Origin of the sequence: Agrobacterium sp. SUL3 (genome assembly GCF_001263295.1) — a bacterium.
GTDB classification, from domain to species: Bacteria; Pseudomonadota; Alphaproteobacteria; order Rhizobiales; family Rhizobiaceae; genus Agrobacterium; species Agrobacterium tomkonis.
In genome coordinates this window covers 1-20,373 of the sequence record NZ_KQ414516.1, presented here as the reverse complement: position 1 = coordinate 20,373, position 20,373 = coordinate 1, and the positions used below count along the sequence as shown (strand labels likewise).

At 57.0% G+C, this 20,373-nt stretch carries 16 protein-coding genes and 2 pseudogenes; 8 read left to right on the top strand and 10 right to left on the bottom strand.

Translation table 11 applies throughout. The annotated features are described in order from the left end of the window. Window positions 1-231: 231 nt before the first annotated feature. From AKG12_RS23965 to AKG12_RS23950, 4 genes are all read right to left on the bottom strand, one after another. Complete coding sequence (locus AKG12_RS23965; RefSeq protein WP_234899597.1) at window positions 232-1,347, bottom strand: serine hydrolase domain-containing protein; 1,116 nt, start codon at window positions 1,345-1,347, stop codon at window positions 232-234. A 151-nt stretch (window positions 1,348-1,498) separates the two neighbouring features. Continuing rightward, entirely contained in the window at window positions 1,499-1,693 is a 195-nt protein-coding gene (locus AKG12_RS23960) for a hypothetical protein (protein ID WP_052820714.1), read from the bottom strand. Then, window positions 1,693-3,321, bottom strand: coding sequence for an FAD-dependent monooxygenase (locus AKG12_RS23955; protein WP_052820713.1), 1,629 nt, complete (start codon window positions 3,319-3,321; stop codon window positions 1,693-1,695). Before AKG12_RS23955 ends, AKG12_RS23960 begins: the two co-directional genes overlap by 1 nt. A 181-nt stretch (window positions 3,322-3,502) precedes the next feature. After that, window positions 3,503-4,270: a helix-turn-helix transcriptional regulator gene (locus AKG12_RS23950; RefSeq protein WP_052820712.1), complete on the bottom strand. Its 768-nt coding sequence runs from the start codon at window positions 4,268-4,270 to the stop codon at window positions 3,503-3,505. 226 nt (window positions 4,271-4,496) lie between these two features. On the opposite strand from AKG12_RS23950, the gene AKG12_RS23945 reads away from it, so the two are divergent. The 5 genes from AKG12_RS23945 to AKG12_RS23925 are packed head-to-tail and all read left to right on the top strand — an operon-like array spanning window position 4,497 to window position 10,251. Next, window positions 4,497-5,564: a pyridoxal phosphate-dependent aminotransferase gene (locus tag AKG12_RS23945; protein ID WP_052820711.1), complete on the top strand. Its 1,068-nt coding sequence runs from the start codon at window positions 4,497-4,499 to the stop codon at window positions 5,562-5,564. Window positions 5,565-5,567: 3 nt separating this feature from the next. Continuing rightward, complete coding sequence (locus AKG12_RS23940) at window positions 5,568-7,178, top strand: thiamine pyrophosphate-dependent enzyme (RefSeq protein ID WP_234899598.1); 1,611 nt, start codon at window positions 5,568-5,570, stop codon at window positions 7,176-7,178. A gap of 10 nt (window positions 7,179-7,188) precedes the next feature. Further along, on the top strand, window positions 7,189-8,052 hold the full coding sequence (locus AKG12_RS23935) for a hypothetical protein (RefSeq protein ID WP_137039921.1): 864 nt from the start codon (window positions 7,189-7,191) through the stop codon (window positions 8,050-8,052). Window position 8,053: 1 nt separating this feature from the next. Next, the gene (locus tag AKG12_RS23930) at window positions 8,054-8,761 is read left to right on the top strand and encodes an HAD-IA family hydrolase (RefSeq protein WP_052820709.1); all 708 of its coding nucleotides are present in this window, start codon (window positions 8,054-8,056) and stop codon (window positions 8,759-8,761) included. Then, window positions 8,761-10,251, top strand: coding sequence for an aldehyde dehydrogenase family protein (locus AKG12_RS23925; protein ID WP_052820708.1), 1,491 nt, complete (start codon window positions 8,761-8,763; stop codon window positions 10,249-10,251). The genes AKG12_RS23930 and AKG12_RS23925 overlap by 1 nt, the downstream gene beginning before the upstream one ends. Window positions 10,252-10,677: 426 nt before the next feature. Here AKG12_RS23925 and AKG12_RS31435 read toward each other — a convergent pair. Both AKG12_RS31435 and AKG12_RS23920 read right to left on the bottom strand, forming a co-directional pair. Beyond that, window positions 10,678-10,761: pseudogene (locus AKG12_RS31435) on the bottom strand (AAA family ATPase); the annotation flags it as partial. An 87-nt stretch (window positions 10,762-10,848) separates the two neighbouring features. After that, the gene (locus AKG12_RS23920; RefSeq protein ID WP_052820707.1) at window positions 10,849-11,760 is read right to left on the bottom strand and encodes a LysR family transcriptional regulator; all 912 of its coding nucleotides are present in this window, start codon (window positions 11,758-11,760) and stop codon (window positions 10,849-10,851) included. Window positions 11,761-11,888: 128 nt separating this feature from the next. On the opposite strand from AKG12_RS23920, the gene AKG12_RS29665 reads away from it, so the two are divergent. Beyond that, a complete protein-coding gene (locus tag AKG12_RS29665; protein ID WP_157952878.1) occupies window positions 11,889-12,632 on the top strand; it encodes an SDR family NAD(P)-dependent oxidoreductase in 744 nt (247 codons plus the stop codon). A gap of 78 nt (window positions 12,633-12,710) precedes the next feature. Then, window positions 12,711-13,547, top strand: coding sequence for an alpha/beta fold hydrolase (locus tag AKG12_RS23905; RefSeq protein WP_052820704.1), 837 nt, complete (start codon window positions 12,711-12,713; stop codon window positions 13,545-13,547). Window positions 13,548-13,728: 181 nt separating this feature from the next. Here the strand turns inward: AKG12_RS23905 and AKG12_RS23900 are convergent, their stop codons facing one another. The 3 genes from AKG12_RS23900 to AKG12_RS23890 are packed head-to-tail and all read right to left on the bottom strand — an operon-like array spanning window position 13,729 to window position 18,674. After that, entirely contained in the window at window positions 13,729-16,689 is a 2,961-nt protein-coding gene (locus tag AKG12_RS23900) for a TrlF family AAA-like ATPase (protein ID WP_052820703.1), read from the bottom strand. Between the two features lie 51 nt (window positions 16,690-16,740). After that, window positions 16,741-17,610: a nucleotidyl transferase AbiEii/AbiGii toxin family protein gene (locus tag AKG12_RS23895; protein WP_052820702.1), complete on the bottom strand. Its 870-nt coding sequence runs from the start codon at window positions 17,608-17,610 to the stop codon at window positions 16,741-16,743. Then, window positions 17,598-18,674: a type IV toxin-antitoxin system AbiEi family antitoxin gene (locus AKG12_RS23890; protein WP_052820701.1), complete on the bottom strand. Its 1,077-nt coding sequence runs from the start codon at window positions 18,672-18,674 to the stop codon at window positions 17,598-17,600. Before AKG12_RS23890 ends, AKG12_RS23895 begins: the two co-directional genes overlap by 13 nt. A gap of 77 nt (window positions 18,675-18,751) precedes the next feature. On the opposite strand from AKG12_RS23890, the pseudogene AKG12_RS29660 reads away from it, so the two are divergent. Next, window positions 18,752-19,116 (top strand): annotated as a pseudogene (locus AKG12_RS29660) (D-alanine--D-alanine ligase A); the annotation flags it as partial. 147 nt (window positions 19,117-19,263) lie between these two features. Here AKG12_RS29660 and AKG12_RS23885 read toward each other — a convergent pair. Continuing rightward, complete coding sequence (locus AKG12_RS23885) at window positions 19,264-20,133, bottom strand: EamA family transporter (RefSeq protein WP_052820700.1); 870 nt, start codon at window positions 20,131-20,133, stop codon at window positions 19,264-19,266. Between the last annotated feature and the right edge of the window lie 240 nt (window positions 20,134-20,373).

Sequence of the window (20,373 nt, the reverse complement as noted above, 5' to 3'; positions counted from 1 at the left end):
CGCGCCCGGCTTGGCATGGCGGTAGCGTCGACCGGCCAGGTTCAAGCCGGAATATCTGTTGGTTTCCCGAAGCTATCACTCGATGCCGTCTTAGGTCACGTTCCGATAGCCCAAGCAAGCCCAGAATAGAGAGGAAATTTTTCACTCAACGGGGTGAGACCGCGGTAGTGGAGGTGCGCAGGACGCTGAAAACATGAGCGACGCTTGTATAAGATGTGCGTCACCACATCTTCACGGGGAAGCGACAGCGATCTCTTTTAGCAGGTCGACGAATGCGCTCGTGCGAACCCCCTTCGGGTTCTGGTTTAGATCTACGGTTTGCACGGCCACCAGCCGTTTTGACGGCACGACGGCGATAATCTGTCCACCGTAGCCGGAAGCGTAGAATGCATTCGGACCCCAAGTATCCTCCGGAAGTGTCCACCACATGTAGCCATAGCCCTGCCGTATCCGCTTTGCCCACGAATAGGCAGTCGTCGATTCCCTGACCCAAGACGCCGGGATGATCTGTTTTGCGCCCCACCTCCCATCATTCAGGAAAAGCTGGCCAAAACGCGCGGCATCGCGGGCGCTTAGCCGGATAGGATAGGCGGGATGTTCGGACAGCTTTTCGAGATCGTATCGGCCGTCCTTGACTGAGAAATCCTCCATACCAATCGGTCCAGCGATCCGGTTCGCGAAGCTCATAAAGATGTCCTCGCCGGTCTGTTGTCGGTAAATCGTCCCCAGAACGTTAAAGTCCCAGTTGTTATAGAACCAAAACGTCCCGGGTGAGTGACTTCCGCGTATGGGACGCTTGCGCTTGATATCAGCAGTCTCGTGGGCAGCAGGATGATAGATACCCGACCGCGACATCAGCAGATCACGAATTGTCGCGGTTTTCTCCTCGGCCGTAAGGCTGGGAGTATTGTCGTCAATACCAAGTTCGGAAAGGCGGGCCGAAAGATTGACCCGACCCTCGGCAACCGCACTGCCGTAAAGAGCGCTGAGCAGGCTTTTGCGAACGGATGCCATATTCACTTTCCTGGAGGTGTCGCCCCACCGCGCGACCACCCGTCCGTCCTGGACGATCATCAGCGCGGTAGGTCCGAGTGCTTTCGAGTGCAGCCGGGCTGCCTCGAGCCGCTCCGCCGACCAACCGGCGGAAATCGGATCGATGTCCTGCCACGTCTGGGCGTGGACCGTGCCTGCAACGAGAATACCAAGGACAAGCAAGAGTGCGAACCGTCGGATGGACATAGCGTCTCCCTTTCCAACCAAAGTGGAGCATCCAATAATGGTGGCTTTCCGGCAGTCGATACCGCTGGCAGCAATGTCGGACACCGTGTGTGAAATGGCGAAAACCAACGGGCCAAGTCGGCCTCCAGACCTGCCGCCCCTGTGAGTTAAACCAACGGCAAGTTCCCGGTGAACCGCCAAGCCGACCGGCAGGAAAGCGGTCGAGAGCGGGAGCAACGAACGGCGTCGTCGCGAACACTACGTCGGGCTCCTATCTTTCCTACCAGCTTTCTGCTGCCGGTATTAGGGAAGCAGCTGCGTCCGAGACACATCGCATTGCAGTCTGTTGGTTTCCCACGGCCTCAGCAAGCAGAAGCGCCAGTTTAGCCAAGTAGAGCTCGACCTGTTCCTTGCCGACCTCATCTATCTTTGTAGCGATTGCTTCATAGATGGCTTCAATTCCGTCGTTGCCCATCAGAGAGCCCCCTGCTGGCAGGTTGCAACGCAATAGGCGCCCAAAACCGTGGCCAATTTGGGTTCACGCCACCGGCCGGTGATATGTGTGTCCGGCCGTATGAGATAGACGGTTCCGTTGACCGCGCCGTAGGCCTCTGCGACCGGAGAGCAGCAGGAGAACGAAAGGATTGTGATGTCTGCATCAGGAGCGATTGCGGCATCGAGCTGCGCAGCAAGCTTCTCGTCAAAACATAGCACGGTGAAACCGTTCCCCAGTCTTTCGGACAGATATCCGTCATCGAGACGGACGTCCTGGAACGCGGATCCGGCCACCGGTCCCGCAGTGAAGTCCCCGTCATCTGAGATGATTACCTTGCTTCCATTGTAGGTGTAGGCAGTCATCTGGCGGGGATTGGCCAAGGCGCCCGCAAACGAATGGGTGAGAGCGAGTGAAAGCGCGGCATCACGCATGAGGCGCCAACCATAGGTGCCGGGAGTCATGAATCGAGCGGTCTTGGAAGCGTTGGCAAAGACGTCAAGCGTCGCGCCACGGCGTTCTGGCGAGTAGGTGTCAAGCAGTGCTGCGCCGGCTTTTTGATTGATAACCCAGCCGAGTTTCCAGCCAATATTGGCAGCGTCTGCAAGGCCGTTGTTCAGGCCGCGAACGCCAAAAATCGGCACAATGTGAGCGCTGTCGCCGACAAAAAATACCCGTCCGTCGCGGTAGTCATCGAGCGCAAGCGTGTTGGCCGAATAGATGCTCCACCACTCGAGCTCCCATGGTCCGGAATGGCCGATTTCATCAAGGACGGCCTGAACGCCTGCCCGGATGGCTTCTTCTTTGATCGCCTCTTCTGTCTCCTCATGTCCCTCAAGCTGATAGTCAATCCGCCAGATATTCTCTGGTTGCCGGTGGATAAGCACCGTTCCCCCGGGTCGGCAGCGTGGATCGAAAAGCGCTCTTCTTATTGTGGGAAAGTCGTGGTCCATCTGAACATCGGCGATGACATAGCGTCCCTCAAAGTTCTGGCCTCGGAGCCGGAGCCCTCGCTTTGCGCGGATACTACTTCGCGCCCCGTCGCAAGCAAGCACCCATTCCGCATCGACTGAATATATGCCATCTGGATCCTTGATCGTGAGACGAAGGCCATCCTCGGCATTCTCGATCTCATCCACAGAACTTTGCCAGCGGGTTTCGATCAGTGGGTTAGCCTTGATAGCCTCCCATAGGAATTGTTCGATATACTGTTGCTGGATATTGTACATCGGCCGGAACTTTTCATTTTCGCTGTCCGGCATCTTGAATTCGAGGATTTGTGTTCCTCGATAGAATGATCGCCCAGTCGTCCAGGGGAGTGCCTTTTCGACGAACGGTGCGGCGATACCGAGCCTGCCGAGAATGTAATAGCTCGGGCGGGCAACGCAAATCGCACGGCTGCCGTCATTGAACGTGGATTTGTTGTCGAAGACGACAGAGGAGACGCCCTGGCTTGCCAAGGTGAGCGCAGCGGTCATACCAACCGGTCCGGCGCCGACGATCGCCACTTTGATAACACGCTTTGCGTCACGGGCTTCTTTCCCCGGTGCATCGAAATATGGATAGTGAAAATAGAGAGACTCGGTCTCGCTGCGTCCTGCGGGTCTCACAATTACCTCCTCCTTGGCGCCGCTCGAATTATCAGATGATAGGCTGATGATGCGCGCCAGGTCTGTCCCCTGGAGTAGGTGACGAAACCCGTGGAGGTTCCCCTTTCAGCGCTCCCGATGTCTTGAGCGAACCCAAGGCCCAAGACTGGTACGTCTGGGGAATGAAGCGAAAACGACGGCTTCAGTCGCTATAGGCGCTCTGCTGGTTGCAGAGGGAGAAGAGTGCAGCTTTCGAATTGATCCCCAATTTTTCGTAAGCGCGTTGCCGATAGGTCTTTACTGAATTGACGGAAATATTGAGCTTCCAGGCAATTGCATCCGACGCCAGTCCCATAAGCATCGCCTCGCAAATGTCCTTCTCACGCTTGGATAGCGAATTCAGAGGACTGCGGAGCCGGGCAGCATTTCCGCCAGTATAGTGCATCAGCGCAAGCTGGGAGATGACGCGCCAGAAGGGTATTCGGAGTGTGTCCTCGCTTCGGTTGAACGGGCCGCTCTCCTTAAATCGATAGAAGTTGAGCGCCAGGGATTCCTGTTCAGTTCTCACGATAACAACAATTTTGTCTACGATTTGGCTCGTTGCAAAAAAGCTATGAAAGTATTCCTCTGGCATCTCCGCCCGCAGGTCAGAGAGGCTAAGAAGCAGCATTTCGCGCGGTTGTAGTCTGCCCAGATATTTTATGACCGGATCTTCCCGATAGGACGATCGTAGATATTTTTGCGCGAGATTGGCCGCTGTATCGCTCTGGCGGCGGTTGAACGACAGGTAGCATTCAGGTCTGTCTCCCCGGTATGAAAATATCATGCACTGGTCTGCCTTGACGACACTCTCGATCAGGTCAAGAAAACCCGCATTGAACTCCTCGGTACCCAGCGATTGCAAGCAGTCCGACAGCAGTTGCAGAAAACGGGGGGCGTCTCTGCCCGAGAAACATTCTTCCAGTGACATGTTTCGATCCTCGCACGGCCTCCGTGGGTTATCAATGGGAGGGCCAATCCGGTTGCCACAGCCGCGGTTAACCCGCGCGGCGTACAGGCGCTCGGCGCCATTGTCGTCCGAAACGGGTGACAGTAGGCCACTCAGAAAAGTGCTAACACGATTTCCAGTGCGGTGGTTTGCAAGGCGTCACTTTGCCACCCAATGCCGGAAACGATCTGAGCGCTGAGAGGTCCCCATGGAATACAAGGCTGGTTTGTCAATTAACGAAGTAAAGGGACTCGCAGAAGGACTTGCGATTACCAAGCTTTCGTCAAACGAAAATCCTTTCGGCCCTTCGCCCAAAGCTGTGTCCGCAGCACAAGCGGCCATGGCATCGGCGAACCACTACCCTGAACGCACGGATGGCAAGCTATGCGAAGCCCTTGCAGCCTTTCATGGCCGGGGTCTCGGGAAGAACCGGTTTTTCTCGGCCAACAGCGGTGTCGAAGTCCTTTCGTTTGTCGAAGATGCCCTCATTCGTGCCGGAGAACGCGCGATCATTTGTCCGCCGTGCTTCGGCGCCTATTCGCAATCACTTTCCAACAAGCAGTGTGCGATCGACAAGGTACCGCTCATCACACCTGATTTCAGTCCGGATGTCGATGGGATCATTGCAGCGGTCACGCAAGAGACCCGGTTGGTCTATCTGTGCAATCCGAACAATCCTACCGGAACATGGTTTGGCGAAGATGTGCTGACGGCAGTTCTCGATCGGCTGCCATCCCATGTCACCTTGATCTACGACGAGGTCTACTATCAGTTCGCGACAGAAGCGGGGCTTCCCGATGCCATCCGGCATGTTCTGGAGGATCGGAATATCGTGATCGTCCACAGCTTCTCAAAGGCCTATGGCCTGGCGGGCATGCGCCTTGGCTATGGCATAGCGCCGGCGCGGATTGCGGAAAAGGTACAGAAGTTGAAGCGCAGTTTTCATCTTGGTACTGCCGGCACGGAGGCGGCCAAGGCCGCGCTGAACGATGTCGACCATCTGCAGCGTACCGTCGACAACAACCATGCGGAACGCGGGCGTCTTCTCGAAAAACTTGCAAAAATGGGACTGGAGATAACTCCGAGCCAGGCGAACTTTGTGATGGTCCGCTGTCCGCAAGGCTATGACGCTGAAGAACTGACGGCAGCCCTGGTCAAACATGGCGTCATGGTGCGTCCCGCCTTCTACCTGCCGCATCACATCCGCATCACAATCGGAACACCGGACGACAATACACGCCTGTTGGCCGCAATCACCGCGATCCTGGAGAGCTGAGAGATGATGAAAACCATGACGGGCGGTGAAGCAGCTGTTCTCTCGCTGCACAATCTCGGAGTGAAAACTGTCTTTGGTTTGCCCGGAGTGCAGAACGACTGGCTCTATAATGCGTTTTATGACCACCGAGAGAAGTTCCGCATTATCCATACACGGCACGAGCAGGGAGCGGCGTATATGGGGCTCGGCCACGCGCTGGCCAGCGACAGTCCGACAGTCTTCAACGTCGTGCCGGGCCCAGGCCTCCTCAATGCGACAGCGGCGATGTCGACTGCTTACGCGCTGAATGCGAAATTGATGTGCCTGACTGGACAAATCAACTCGCACTCCATCGGCAAGGACTGGGGCGAGCTGCACGAGATCAACGATCAGCTCATGATCCTGCGTTCGCTGACCAAATGGGCAGATCGGGCGAACAGCCCATCGGAGGTTCCCGCCCTGATCGGCGAGGCGTTCCGGCAGATGCTGTCGGGAAGGCCGAGGCCCGTTGGCCTTGAAATTCCGATGGATGTGCTGGCGGGCAAGGGCCCTGCAAACCCGCAATTCGATGTGCTGCCGTCCTATGATCCCCCACTCGATGAAGATGCTGTCGAAGAGGCGGCCAAGCTGCTTGGAGGCTCTGCATCCCCGTTGATCTTCGTTGGGGGTGGCGCGCAAGGGGCGAGTGACCTGGTCCGTCAACTGGCTGAGGCTTTGCAGGCGCCTGTCGTCGGTTATCGTACGGGCATGGGTGTGGTGGATGCACGCAGCTATCTCTCGCTACACCAGCCGGCTGCCAGGGAGCTCTGGAAAAAAGCGGACGTGGTCTTGGCGATCGGCAGCAACATGCGTGTCCCCGCGCGCAAATGGCTCAAGACACACAAGCCTGACATTATCCGTATCGACGTCGACCCGACGAGTCATCGGAAGTTCTTCACACCAAAATGCGAGATCACAGCGCGCGCGGAAGTGGCATTGCCGCATCTTCTGGAGAAGCTCGAACGCCACAACACGGTGCGCGCCTCGCGCGAGGCTGAATTGCTGGAGGTTAAGGGCGCCTGGGTGAAGCGTTCCGCGGTCCTGGAACCGCAGCTCAGCTATCTGAAAATCGTCCGCGAGGAGATTGGCGAGGATGGCATTTTCGTCGACGAATTGACCCAGGTCGGCTTCGCCAGCCGGATCGTTTATCCAGTCTATAAACCCCGTAGCTATATTTCGACCGGCTATCAGGGAACACTTGGCTACGGCTTCCCGACCGCGCTCGGTGTCAAGGTGGCAAAACCAGACGTTCCCGTCGTTTCGGTCACTGGTGACGGAGGGTTCATGTTTGCCGTGCAGGAACTGGCCACCGCCGTCCAGCACAAGATTCCGCTAATCATTCTGCTTTTCAACAACAACCGTTTTGGCAATGTTCAGCAGATGCAGATTAACGACTACGGTGGACGGGTCATAGCCACTGATCTCCACAACCCGGATTTCTGCCGAATGTCTGAAAGCTTTGGCGCGCAAGCGATCCGAACTGAATCGCCAGAAGGGGTTCGACTTGCACTGCGCCGCGCCATTGCAACGACGGACGTGCCGACCGTCATAGAAGTCACTGTCGGCGACATGCCCAGTGTCGATCAGTTCCGTTGAGGTGGGTTTCGTGAGCGAAACATGTGTTATTCCAGCCGACGATCCGATCGGCGCGCGTTTCCGCAAGGCTGTCTCTTCCCGCAAGATCATATTCATGGCTGGTCTGCCGAGCTCTGGTAAGAGCCTGTTGTTCCAGCAGCTTACGATCCTTGCCCATGAAGCCGGACGCAAGGTTCACTCGATGCAGTGGGATGCCGCTCGTCGTGCATTTGAAACGGGCGCCTGGCTCGACAAGTATCCCGAAAAAGACCACATCACCCACCCCGGAGTCCGCAAGGCCGTCGGCATCTGGGTCCGACGGGGAATCGAGCGATGGGTGAAGGATCATCCGGAGCAGCGCGACATTTTGATAGGGGAATTGCCAGTCGTCGGAGGCCGATTTGTCGAGTTGCTGCAAAAAAACGATGACCAGGCGGAACAGATACTGACCTCGCAAACCGCACTTTTTTTCGTACCAGTTCCCACGCGCGAAATGCGTAATGTGATCACGAGCCAGCGCGCGATAACCTTTGCCAATCCGCGCAACGAACAGGAGACGAAGGATGCGCCCATCCATATTGTCGAGGGTGAATGGCTTGCCGCGCGACAGTTGCATAACCGGTGGCAGGGCGTGCCGGATCTGATCGAGCGCGACCGGGAATACGATCCTGAGATCTACAGAACGGTCTTCGACCGGCTCCTACGCTTCCGCAACTGCGAAATCCTCAGTGTCGACCGAAAGTTCCAAAGCAAGGGCTCAGCTTATGATCGCCCGGTCGAAGTCACAGAGTTGATCGCAGGTGCAGATGAGGTGAAGGCTTCCTATGACATGCTGGAAAGATTGTATCCCGGTCTGGCCAAGGAACAGGCAATCGATTCATGGGCGGAGTATTGAAATGCCGGAGGACGCAAAAGCTCTTATCCTGGATTTTGGCAGCGTTGTAACGCTGACGATGTTCGAGACACACCGTTCTTCCGAGCGCAATTTGGGCCTGGCCGAAGGTAGCCTCACTTGGATGGGGCCTTTCGATCCGGACGGCGATCCGCTCTGGCAATCCATGCAGCGCGACGAAATCACGGAGCGCGACTACTGGCTGGCCCGGACGCGCGAGACCGGCGCGCTCCTGGGAGAAAACTGGACGCAGATGGCTCAGTTTGTCATGCGCGCGCGAGGCAGAGACATCCATGAAATCATTCGTCCGGAAATTGAGCCGCTGATCGGCGTTCTGAAGGCTGCTGGGAAAAAGCTCGCGATCCTGTCCAACGAGCTTGATCTTTTCTTCGGCGTTGAGTTGCGCAAGTCGCTCAAGTTTCTGGAGCATTTCGATATCATCAGCGACGCAACCTACACCCACGTTCTCAAGCCCGACCCGAAAGCGTATCAGTCGTGTCTTGACGATCTGGAATTGCGGGCGGACGAGTGTGTTTTTATCGATGACCAGATGCGTAATGTCCGCGGAGGGCTCGATGTCGGCTTGCGGGCATTGCATCTCGATGTCATGCGTCCAAGAGATGCCTTTAATGCCGCCCTGAAAGAGTTGGGTATTGCGAGTGCCTTTAGCGGACCGGGCGTCCTTCAGCCCGTCGGTGAGGAGTGGCGCTGATGAGCCTTAACCAGTCAACCATTGATGCGTTGCGGTACTTGCCAGCACCCATGGGCCTGAACTTCATCGACAACCAGGCAGTCGCCGCTGCAAACGGTGAGGAAATGCCAATAATCAGCCCGATCGATGGGAAACAATTGACAGTTCTCGCGGCGTCGGGGAGCGAAGACGTAAACCGGGCGGTGGCTGCCGCCCGGCGCAGCTTCGAGGCGGGCCATTGGTCGCGCATGGCGCCGAAGGACCGCAAGAAGATCCTGCTCAGGTGGGCGGATCTGATCGACCGGCATGCGCTCGAAATAGCGGTCCTCGGGGCTCGAGACAACGGCACCGAAATTCGTATGGCCTTGAAGGGAGATCCACAGTCGGCCGCGGACACGATCCGGTTCTACGCGGAAGCGATCGACAAGCGGAATGGGGAGATAACGCCAACGCGTGACGACGTGTTGTCGCTGATCAGTCGAGAGCCGGTTGGGGTGGTTGGCGTGATCATCCCTTGGAACTTCCCCTTGATGATCGGTAGCTGGAAACTGGCCCCGGCCCTGGCCGCCGGTAACAGTGTCGTCGTCAAGCCTTCCGAGGAGGCGAGCCTATCCATCTTGCGGGTCATCCAACTTGCGACTGAGGCGGGCATGCCGCCTGGCGTTTTAAACGCAATCAACGGACGCGGCGCCGTCGTTGGCCAGGCTCTCGGACTGCACATGGATGTAGATGTGCTCGCATTCACAGGCTCCGGTGCTGTCGGACGTCTCCTTCTTGAGTATTCGGCGCGCTCCAACCTGAAACGGGTCTATCTCGAGCTAGGTGGTAAATCTCCCAATCTCGTCTTCGCCGATGCGCCGGACCTCGCACGCGCGGCTAAAGAGACGGCAGCTTCCATCTTTCGCAACAATGGTCAGGTCTGCGTGGCTGCGTCGCGTCTTGCGATCGAACGATCCATCTACAAGGACTTCATGAACGCCGTACGGGCCGAAGCTGAGGCGATGCGTATCGGCGACCCACTTTCGTTGGCCTTCACAACGGGCGCGCTGGCCAATGCTGCCCAGCTTGCAAAAACGAAGACTGCGATTGCCCAGGCCACGCAACAGGGTGCCGTCGTCTACCATGGAGGCCACCAACTTCATGCCGAAAGCGGCGGCTTCTATCACGAACCCACGATCCTGACCGACGTCACCGCCAACATGGATGTCGTGCAGGAAGAGATTTTCGGGCCCGTGCTTGCTGCGCGTTCGTTCGATACGGAAGATGACGCGATAGCCATTGCGAATGAGACTGTCTTCGGTCTCTCTTCGGTACTCTGGACCCGTGATCTGTCGAGGGCACACCTGGTGTCAAGCAGAATCAAGTCCGGCGTTGTTCAAATCAACTGTTACTCCGGCGCAGATATCACCGCTCCGCTGGGCGGTGTCCGGCAATCTGGCAACGGCTCGGACCGCTCCCTGCACGCATTCGACAAATACGAAAACTTGAAAGCCAAATGGATTCAGCTCTGAAAGTTGGCCTGTGTTGATTTGGTGTTGATCTGGTTTTGATGTTCCCACACGTTGACTAACGGAGGCGGAAAGCACCGTTGTCAGGAGCGCTGTACCCGCTCGCTGCCGTTTGACGGCCGAGAGCGGGTGAACCTAACGCGTTAACCCGGCTCTCTAGAATCAAATTTCTACAAGATAGCTGGTGAAACCACCATCTCCGCTGGTAACGCCGGAGATGGCATTGTTTATATCATCTAATGGCCAACTCTTCTGGGATCTGATTTGGAGAGACCTAACTTCACATAGTATGCAGGTATCGCCTCTGGTGTGACTTTGACGCCAGCCATGCAAATGCCCCCGAGACCATTCGGACTGTTGGCGCACTCACCTACTCCCACCCGCGTCTTGCTGTAGTCGTCCCCTATGAGCGACATTTGCGCGTCGGCCTTGATCGATGATTAAGGGCCGGTGATAGCTTTCATCGAGCGCAAGGTAGAGCGAGAGCAGGACGATCCCCCTGTCGCCTTGAGAAGATTCAAATCGGCGACCTCTTATTCGGTCATGACGATCTGACGCGCAGTTAATGACTCCAGAGCAATTGCGCGGATGGCCGCTTAGTTAAAGCTTATCCCAAGCGATCCGACGCCCGTCAGGGGCCGTCTTGCACTCACAACGCACGAGATCCGCGACCCTTGTTGCCCGTTCAACTCGAGCGGGTTTGGTCGTGACATGCAGGAAGGTGAGTTCGCGGGAGATTGCCTTGCTGCCGGGAAGATCGCAAAGCACAAGTTCGCCACGCTCAAGCTGAGGCGCGAATACCCGAAGTGACTCAAGCGCCACTCCGAGTCCGGAAAGTACAGCCGGTATGATCTGTGAGGCGCGATTGAAGCGCAACCAGTTCGCCTGCGGTAGGGAGACATTGTTCAGATCAAGCCATTCGACCCAGGTGACCGCGTTGGTCTCATTGACGATCAGGGGCAAGTTTGCAAGGTCTCCCGCGGTCTTAAGACCGTGCTTCACCTGCGGGGCACACACCGGCGCGAACACGTCTGGTCCAAGCGATTCCAGATCGTGTAGACTTGCTGCCGCCTCGCCGTAGAGGACCGCGACATCAAAGTCACGATAGGAGCGAAAGTTAGGCGCCTCATCCGCAAGCAGGCGAATGTCACGCTCATGGGAAGCCAGAAGCGATTGGACGACGACGGGTAGGAGCTGACTTGCAATTCCCGGCGGGCTGCAGATCGAAATCGGATCGTCTCGGCTGTTGGCAATGGTACTGAGCCCCGCACGCATTTCATCGAACCCCGCCGCCACATGTTTGAGCAGTTTTACCCCCTCTGGCGTCAGTTTCAACTGATTGCCAACACGATCGAACAGACGGCGATCCAGGCGCTCCTCCAGCTTTCTGACGGCCTGACTGACAGCGCTTGTCGATAGCGCAAGCCGCTCCGCCGCACGCTTGAATGAACATGCCTGTCCAGCTTCGGCGAAAATCTCCAGGCTGCTCAAGGGTACGCCCAGCCGCGACATCGGTGAAGCTCCGCTTAACGAAAGGGCAAGGACAAGTCGTTTGCACCTTCCCGATAGGAAATCTAGTCTCCTCATCAGGGAGACACTGCCGAAATGCTATCGGCAACGGGGGGACTATGCAACGGGACATGACAGGCCGTGTGGCCTTGGTCACGGGGGCTGCACACGGCATAGGTCTTGCAATTGCTGACCGACTAGCGGGGCGCGGTGCTCACGTCGTCATCTGGGACATCGACCGTGACGCCGGCGAACGTACGGTCCGCGATCTTGCCAAGCGCGATGATGCCGCCACCTTCATGAATGTTGATCTTGCCGATCCCACGCACGTCCTTCAAATGGCATGTGAAACGGTGACTCGGTTTTCGGGGATAGATATACTGGTAAACAATGCCGGTATCGTCTCGACGGGTCCAGTTGAAGATATAGAACTTGCTGAATTCCAGCGGTTGATCGCTATTGATCTGACCGCGGTCTTTCTCCTGACGAAGTCCTTCCTTCCTCATATGGCCGCCTCGCATTGGGGCCGCATCGTTAACATCGCCTCCGTGGCCGGCCAGCAAGGGGGAGGTCTGCTGGGCAACAGCTGCTATGCCGCAGCGAAGGGTGCCGTGATCGCATTCAGCAAGGGTATCGCTCGAGAAGCCGGTCCTTTTAATGTGACGTGCAACACAATCTGCCCCGGCCTCACCGACACAGATCTGACTTCGTCACTAACGGACAAGCAGCGAGAAGACATCGTTGCCGCAATTCCTGTTGGCCGGACAGGGCGACCTGACGACATAGCCGAAGCGACTGCTTTCCTTGTCTCGCCGGCCGCCGGCTTCATCACGGGCGTGACGCTCAATGTCGACGGAGGCTTCATGCGATACTGATGCGTCATTGTCTGAACCGCGGGAGGCGGCAGAAAAGCAATGGCGAATTGATGAAGAATGTAAGGAGGAGAACACCATATGAAGAAGACATTCGAGACCTCGGACGGGGCAACACTCGCCTATACCGATGAGGGATCAGGCAAAGCACTGATCCTGTTGCCCGGCTGGTCGCAGTCGGCGGCAATGTTCCGGCATCAGATCGTCCATCTATCAAAAAGTCGGCGCGTCATCGCACTCGACTTTCGTGGGCATGGTCAATCCCCCGATGCGACGCATGGTTATCGGATCTATCGGTTCGCCCGCGACGTACAGGAACTGATGCAGCATGAGCAAATCGAACGCGCTGACATTGTCGGGTGGTCGATGGGAGCCTCTGTGGCCTGGGCAATGATCGACCTGTGCGGCACCAGGCAGATTGACCGCCTGGTCTTCGTTGATGAACCGGCGTCTGTGATGCGCCAGCCCGGAATGAGCGAAGAGGATGTGGTCAATGCGGGTGCCCTTTTTGACAGCGCCACCATGCTTTCAATTGCTGAGCAAATCATGGGCGCCGATGGCCATGCAACACGAAGCGCCTTTCTCGACTCAATGGTGACCAAACAAATCCCGACAGAGCTAAAGGATTGGCTGCTGGCGGAGAACCTCAGGGTGGATCCCCGGCTTGCCGCTAGCCTTTTCGTCAATCACTGCTCAATCGACTGGAGTGATATTCTTACCCGGATCGACCGGCCAACGCTCATCGTGGGAGGCCGTGTCAGTCATGTCGACGCTCGCTCGCAGAAGTGGATTCACAGTCAGATCGCGGGATCAAAGCTGATCATCTTCGACGAGAATGAAGGTGGGGCGCACTTTTCCTTTATCGAGGCGCCAGACCGTTTCAACGAGGTACTCGCTGGCTTCTTGTTGTCGAGTTAGTCGGCGGAGCCGGTCTATCCCTATCAAAATGCCGGTCCGGATTAGAGGCTTGGCGCAGGTTTGATGGGATCTAATCCTCGATTTCCCGGGCCGAACTCCCGCGCCTCGGAGTGCGTCATTGCCGCTCGGAGAGACTGAGCATGGCTCAGGATGCCACCACCCGTGCAGACGGATGAATAAACTAACGCTCCAGCCTCACCCTCAGGCGTCGAGCTCGTTCCTTGAACGCCTCCTCCCCTCCCTCAAGGATGTCGCACACCTGCTGGCGCATATCGGCGTCCTCCATGCCGCCGGAAAAATAAGTGATCGGGGGCAACTCGCCAGGCCCGTGCGGTCCAGCGTTCGCAACGATGATCTGATCTGCGTCGGTGTTGATCACAAGATTAGCGTTGTGGGTCACCATTATGACCTGCCGTTTGGCCTTGGCAGTCACAAACAGGCTGACAAGCTCGTCAAAAATCGATTTCGGATCGAGGTTCTCCTCCGGCTGATCAATGATCAAGGGCCGGTGATCGCTCTCATCGAGCGCAAGGTAGAGCAAGAGCAGGACGATCCCACGGGTACCGGGCGAGAGTTTGGTAATGTCCGTACCCTCGTAGTCGATGCTGTACTCGATCTGGATATGCTCGGTACCAAACAGCCATTTGGCAAAGCGCACCAACCAGCTTCGATAAGCCGCCTGATCATTGCTCGCCACATTGGCGACAGCGAGGAGCTCTTCCTGCCAGGCGTCGGTGAAATGCTGAATGGCCGTGTCTATGGCAGGGACATCGCCTGTTTCCCAAGCCTTTCGCAGGTGAGTGTTGGCCCATTGCTCTAGCGAGCCCTTGCCCTTGAAGTCGCCCGCGCGCCGCAGATCGAAAAGTTTCTCGCCAAGTAAAGCCCATTGTTTCACATCGGCGTGCCGGGAAGCTGAGAATGACAGCTTCTGCAACGTGCCCTTGGCTGCCTGCAATCTATCCACCAAAGGTCTGTAGAGATCGCGCAGAACCTGTTCCTCGGCGATAATCGACTCGAACACACGAAGATAGGTTTCGCGCCGTTGCTTGCTGAGGCTTGCCATCCGCTCGGATGCCCCTTGGCAATCGGCAAGCGTCGTGCGTGTGGTCTCGATCTGGGTGTTCTCTTCTGCGATGCGCCTGACCAAAGCGCCAAACTTGTTCGCGGTCTCGGTATCAATATTGATCAATCCTTGCAGACGCGCCGATTCTGCCTCGAGCACAGCAAGTGTGGTCTTTTCCGGATCGGCATCGTCCGCGAGGTAGGACAGGTTGGGGTCAGAGAGAGGCGCAGGAGCCGAACCCCGCCAGCCTGCTGCATTCGCGCGTGCGGTTTTGAGCTTTGCCGCAAGAGCGGCATCGACATTACCGTGATATTCCAGCAGGAAGTCCTGCCAGTCGGAATCTTCGAGCCGCGCAGCGACGAAGCTTGACTTGGTTTGACGCAGAGCCTCCGGCGCCTTGTTCTGGCGAAAGGCCTTCACCTCGTCTTGCAACGCGAGAAGCGTAGTTTCCTGGTTCGTAAAGAACCGCACGAAAGAACGCACCTTCTCAGCCGCGTTGGCAATGACAGTGAGCCGCTCGGCCCGAACTTCGCTCCCTTTGACAATCAGCTTGTCTCGATCCGTCTCCAGCCCTTTGACGATCTGCTCCTTCTGGGCGATCTGCTGGGTGAGGCCCGGAATTTGGCGCCGCTTTTCCCGTTCCAGTCCAATCTGGTTTGAAAGTGTGGCAATCGCCTCCTCTTCGCGCTGGCGCGCAAGACGAAAGCGGGTGGCACGGAGTTCCAGTAACTGATCGAAACGGAAAGTTCCGTCCTTTTCAGGGTGAGCCTCGAAAATGACCCGTTCGATTTCACCGAGCAGGGCGTCTGTCATACCGTCGGCCGAGCAAAGTTCCTCGACAAACTTCTGTGAAAGATAGCGTGCTCGCGGGAACCGGCCATCCAGATCGGCATCGTATTCGTAATCGAGCAGTTTGCGCTCGGATGGATCGCCGCTGCCCCAATCCAGCCGGACACTGGCTCCCTCCAGCAAATTGCCCGCGCGCACGAGAAACGAGGCCGGACTGAGATGTTCGGAGGCTGCGTCGCAGCCGGCGGCGATTGCGTCGGCAAGCGCCGTCTTTCCGGATCCACGCGCGCCGATGATTGCCACAAGCCCGGGATTAAGCTCGATGATGGGTGTTGCAGCCCAGGGGGCGTTAAGGATCGAAACGCGGGAGATGACCTGCGAGGGCGTGGCGCGGATCGGGGGTGCTGCTCCGACGAACGCCCGCCCGGCCGGATCGATGACCGCCTGACGGAGCGAGTCGAAATGCGCCCCCCCTTTCACCCAGGAATAGCGGTCGCCGTCAGGCGCGCCGATCTTTGCTGTTTCATGGGCGTCGCTGCCGTGAAGACACGGTTTGAGCGCACCATAGCGGGCGCGAATTTCATCGGGAGTTGCGCTGCTTTTGCGACCGAGCCAGAAATCGCGTTGGCTGGCGCTGCTCGCGAAGATGATGTGAGCGAACCTTTCCACTTCCTGCCGCTGCGCGCCTTCGGATTCGCCTCGCATGCCGGAGGTACCGTCATGTTCGCTGCCCGCGACCGCGATGAGGATGTTGTTCCTGGCCCAGTCGATGGCGCGGTAGAGCTCGCTTAACTGTTCGAAGCTGACTTTGAACTGGGTCGCACCGCGCGCGAGCGCGGCCCGTCCCGAAAGAGTGGGATCGATTTTCGATCCCAGGCGCATGAGTTCGTCGGGCGTGCATGTGAATCGATCGCCAGAATATTCGAACGTCAGCTGCGCGAGAAAACGCTGTGTCGCTCCTACGTGATCCGGATCCTTCGGGTTGACGAGAAGATGACAGTTGACCCAATTGCCCTTGACGGTTCCGAAAGCGAGACGCAGCTCCACATTTGGGAACACCAGGTCGACACCGGGGAGCCGGCCGCCAGCTTTCGCCTCACGGACGCGTTCATATGTGTCGAGCAGATAGTAGTCGGTCACGCCAAGCGCGCGAATTGCAGGCGTCGCCGCCTCTATCTTGGCGAGGTATTGCTCCCAGCTGTCGGAGCCATTGAACTGATCATTGAGCACAGTCCCCGGTGCATGAATATGTGGCTCCCATCGAAGCCACCGCGATCCTGAATTTCCCACATTGCCCCCAATCGTCTTTTTATATTTCGCCCCACAAACGCCTCAACGACGTCATTCTCGCAAACCAAGGGCGCGCAGCCACGCGTCGATTTGACCGAACGCGTCCTGCTGCCATTGCTCAGGCGTGCGGCCGTCAAGGATATCCGTCTCCGCGACGAATTTTCGAACACTCGTTGCGCCGTAACCATCCAGCGCGTCGAACTTGTCGGCGATATATTGATAGCCTTGTGCGCCGCTCTTTTCTTCGAGCAAAGGTTTGCAGGCTTCAGCCAGGGCCTCGATCCCATCGGGATAGTTTCTGATGCTGTAATAGATATCGTAGGCATCTTTCTGCTTGTGGCGGCCGTTGAGGGCGTAGCCTTTCATGGCGAGCAATGCGGGAATAGAGCAGACGGCGACCTCGACACGATTGGTGCCGCCGCCAGGCATATCGCCGGTGATTGCGACCAGCTGATAAAAACGCAGGGCAAGATCCGCGCCGTCGGCACGCTGGACAGCGAAATCGCTCAGGATCGGCGGACGGTTTTTGACGATCTCCGCATCACGGGGCATGAGGAAATCGACGACGATATCGATCGGCGCGCCACCATCATCAACCGGTACTTCGCGAACGAGCTGGAAGCGCCGCAGCTCCTCACGCTGCTTATAGCCCTGGCCCATCAAGGCCTCGACCAGAGACACGTACTCGCCGTCTCCGAGAGCTTCCGCATCCAGGCCAAGATCGACATCAAGAGTACCAACGTGAGGCATGTCCTCATTGTCGAGAAGCAGCCAGGGAACGGCACCGCCGATCACGGCGAACTTTCCTTTGAAGCTGCCGAGTATCTGCCCGATCTCAACCAGGACACCTTTGACAGCTTTTGTCGTGCGGTCCTCGTAGTCTGCGGCGGACTGCGGGTCGGGCGTGACTATCTTTGCCATGTAAGAAGGTCCTGTCTGAGGTGTTCAGCCGCCTCGGCGCCGCGCTCTCCTGATACGGCAAGATCGAGATAAGTTTGTACTGGGCTTGTACAGACAACTCCCGGAGCAGGCTCGGTGGCGTCATTGAATAGGCCATGGTCCTTCAGAACAGTGACCACGATATTTGCCCCCGATGTCGCGGGTGACAGTTTGAGAGCAGTGCGCAAGGCCGTCAGTCCGGCGGGATCCGCGTAAAAATATTGGGTCGCTACCCGCCCGTAAGGCGCCAGCCAATGCGCCGCCGAAAAGGATGCGAAAATCGCGTTCCGCCCATCACTCCTTACGCTGAGAACACCCCGCGCCGCGTCCTCCAGAGATTGGCCATGGAGTGTTGTATAGAAGCCCATGCGTTCGCCGGGCGGTGGTTCATAAGCGTCGCGCCAGGCATCCAGCAGCGCGTCGGGGCGCGACAACCGCAGGCCGTCATCTGCGACCTCTGCCCATTCCCGATCCACCAGCTCGCTGCGAACGTTGCTGACATGTCCGAGACTTACCTCTGCGGTGTGGGCGAGATCCGCCACGCGCCATGCGCGATCCGGATCGCGGAGGAGCACTCTCAAAACCTGCGCGGATTTTGGCTTGAAGATGGATTTCAGGCTTCGCTGAATGGCAGGCGGCTTCGTGTCGACCCGACGCTCGATAAAGACGGTATCGAAGACGATCCGCGCATTTCCGACCAGGTCGAGATATCCTACTTCAAACTCATTGCAGAGCGCTTGCGCTTCGGGAGATATATATGGTGCGATGAAGATCGGCATCGCCCGCGGATCAAACATTTTCGCAGTCTTGCGAAGTTGAAGGAGCGCCGCGCGCACATGCCGCGGCTGCCCTTGAGCTTTGACTTCGCAGGCGAGAAAGCGGCTATGCCCTTCCCAACTGAGTTCAACAAGAATGTCGAAACCAGAATTTGATGGCGCCTGTTCGACTTTCATCATCTGAACGAAAGGGACAGCGTGCAACAGTGCGGTGATCGCTTCAGTCGCCTGGTCCTCTAGCTCGTTCACTTCGTTAATAGTTTTCAGCATCTGCTGAAAATGGCCAAACCGGTGAAATTTGTCAACTTATTTCACTCCACGAGTTATGTTCAGCAAATGCTGAAATCCCCGGCGAGATCGCTTCGGCAGAAACCCATGGGTTCAACAGCTATTACGCAAAATACCTCGATGAGGACGGGGCTGCGCTCAAAGTGCCGACGGCGCCGCCGCCACAGGTGGAAGCGCGAACGCGCGACATGGCCGCCCTGGCGTTCAGGGCTCTCGGCTGCGATAGCATGCGCGTGTCAACCTGACGCCGGATATGACATTCGTCGTCAACGAGGTGAACACCATTCCGGGCTTCACCAACATCAGCATGTACGCGAAGGCAACGGCTGACTATGCCGAAATAATCGATTGCCTGGTCGAACACGGGGTAGCTCGGGCAAGCCGCGTCGGCCAAACCAACCGCGAGCATCGTGCTACAAGCTAGCCCTACTCGCGATCTCTGCGAGGAGCCGATTCTTGAAAGTTCGTACTCCGCTGCTTTTGCACGAATGACGTACTTGTAAAGAGTGGGGCCCGACAACGAGGGATGTCGGTGGAGTTAGCACTCTAGAGCTTGCGTGGCGACTGTGGTTCACGACGTCAGCAAAACAACACCTAGGACAAGAACCGCACATCCAACAATACGCCACAGCCCAACGGATTCGCGTAGGATGACCATCCCCATTACAGCTCCGATCATCATGGACATTTCGCGCATCGGTGCCACTATGCTGAGCGGGGCACCCATATTTAGCGCGGTTAGGATCAGAATATAGGAGAGCGGAGATAGCAGTCCTACGCCAACTGCCAGCAGCCAGTATCCGCGCATCGCGGCTCTAGCCCGGCCAGGATCAGCAATCACCAGTGGAGCGAGGAGAAAAAAACGCAGAAGATTGGAAAACCAGTCCAATACTACGGGAGCTATTCCAAGGGCTTTCACCGCATAGGCATCAACCACAGTATAAGATGCAATTAGTCCGCCAGTTGTCGTTCCCCACTTTATACCGGTCAGACCTCCAGGTTTACGAAAAGCTTCGAGCCTGCCCTGCGTTGCAATCAACGCAATCCCGCCAACAACAGCCATGAGACCGGCAATGACCTGGATAGGAGGGCGCTCGCCAAGAAGTAGTATGGCACCGAAAGTTGACAGCATTGGCCCAGTTCCCCGAGCAACGGGATAGACGACTGAGAAGTCCGCCTTTTGATATCCACGCTGAAGAGACAAACTATAGGCGAGATGGATCAAACCGCTGCATACAATAAAACCAACCACTGACCAGTCCCATTGAATAGTTTGTCGCGCGATCAAGTAAATGACCCAAGGTGCATACGCAACGCACGCAACGAAATTATAAGCGAACACAAAGGTCGGGCCGACAGATGACGCACGTTTAGACAGCAAGTTCCACGTTGCGTGAACAAGAGCTGCTAGAACAACAAGGAAAATGGCTGCAAAAGTCATTGTTACTATTTTTTCATTTGATAGTTTGAGCCGTTTATCGCGTAATCCGTAAGGTGCTTAATTTCACGGAACTATCGCCAAAACCATTTCGCGCATTCGCAGCGTCGTTGTTCGGACGAGATCCCTATGTCGGTGAGTTGGTAATGCTCAAGGTCCGCTAGATGGGGCTCCGTGGGCATTTCTACATTAATACACGCTAAGGGAATTTGAAGTTGTTTGGATTGAAGCGGTTAGCCCGGA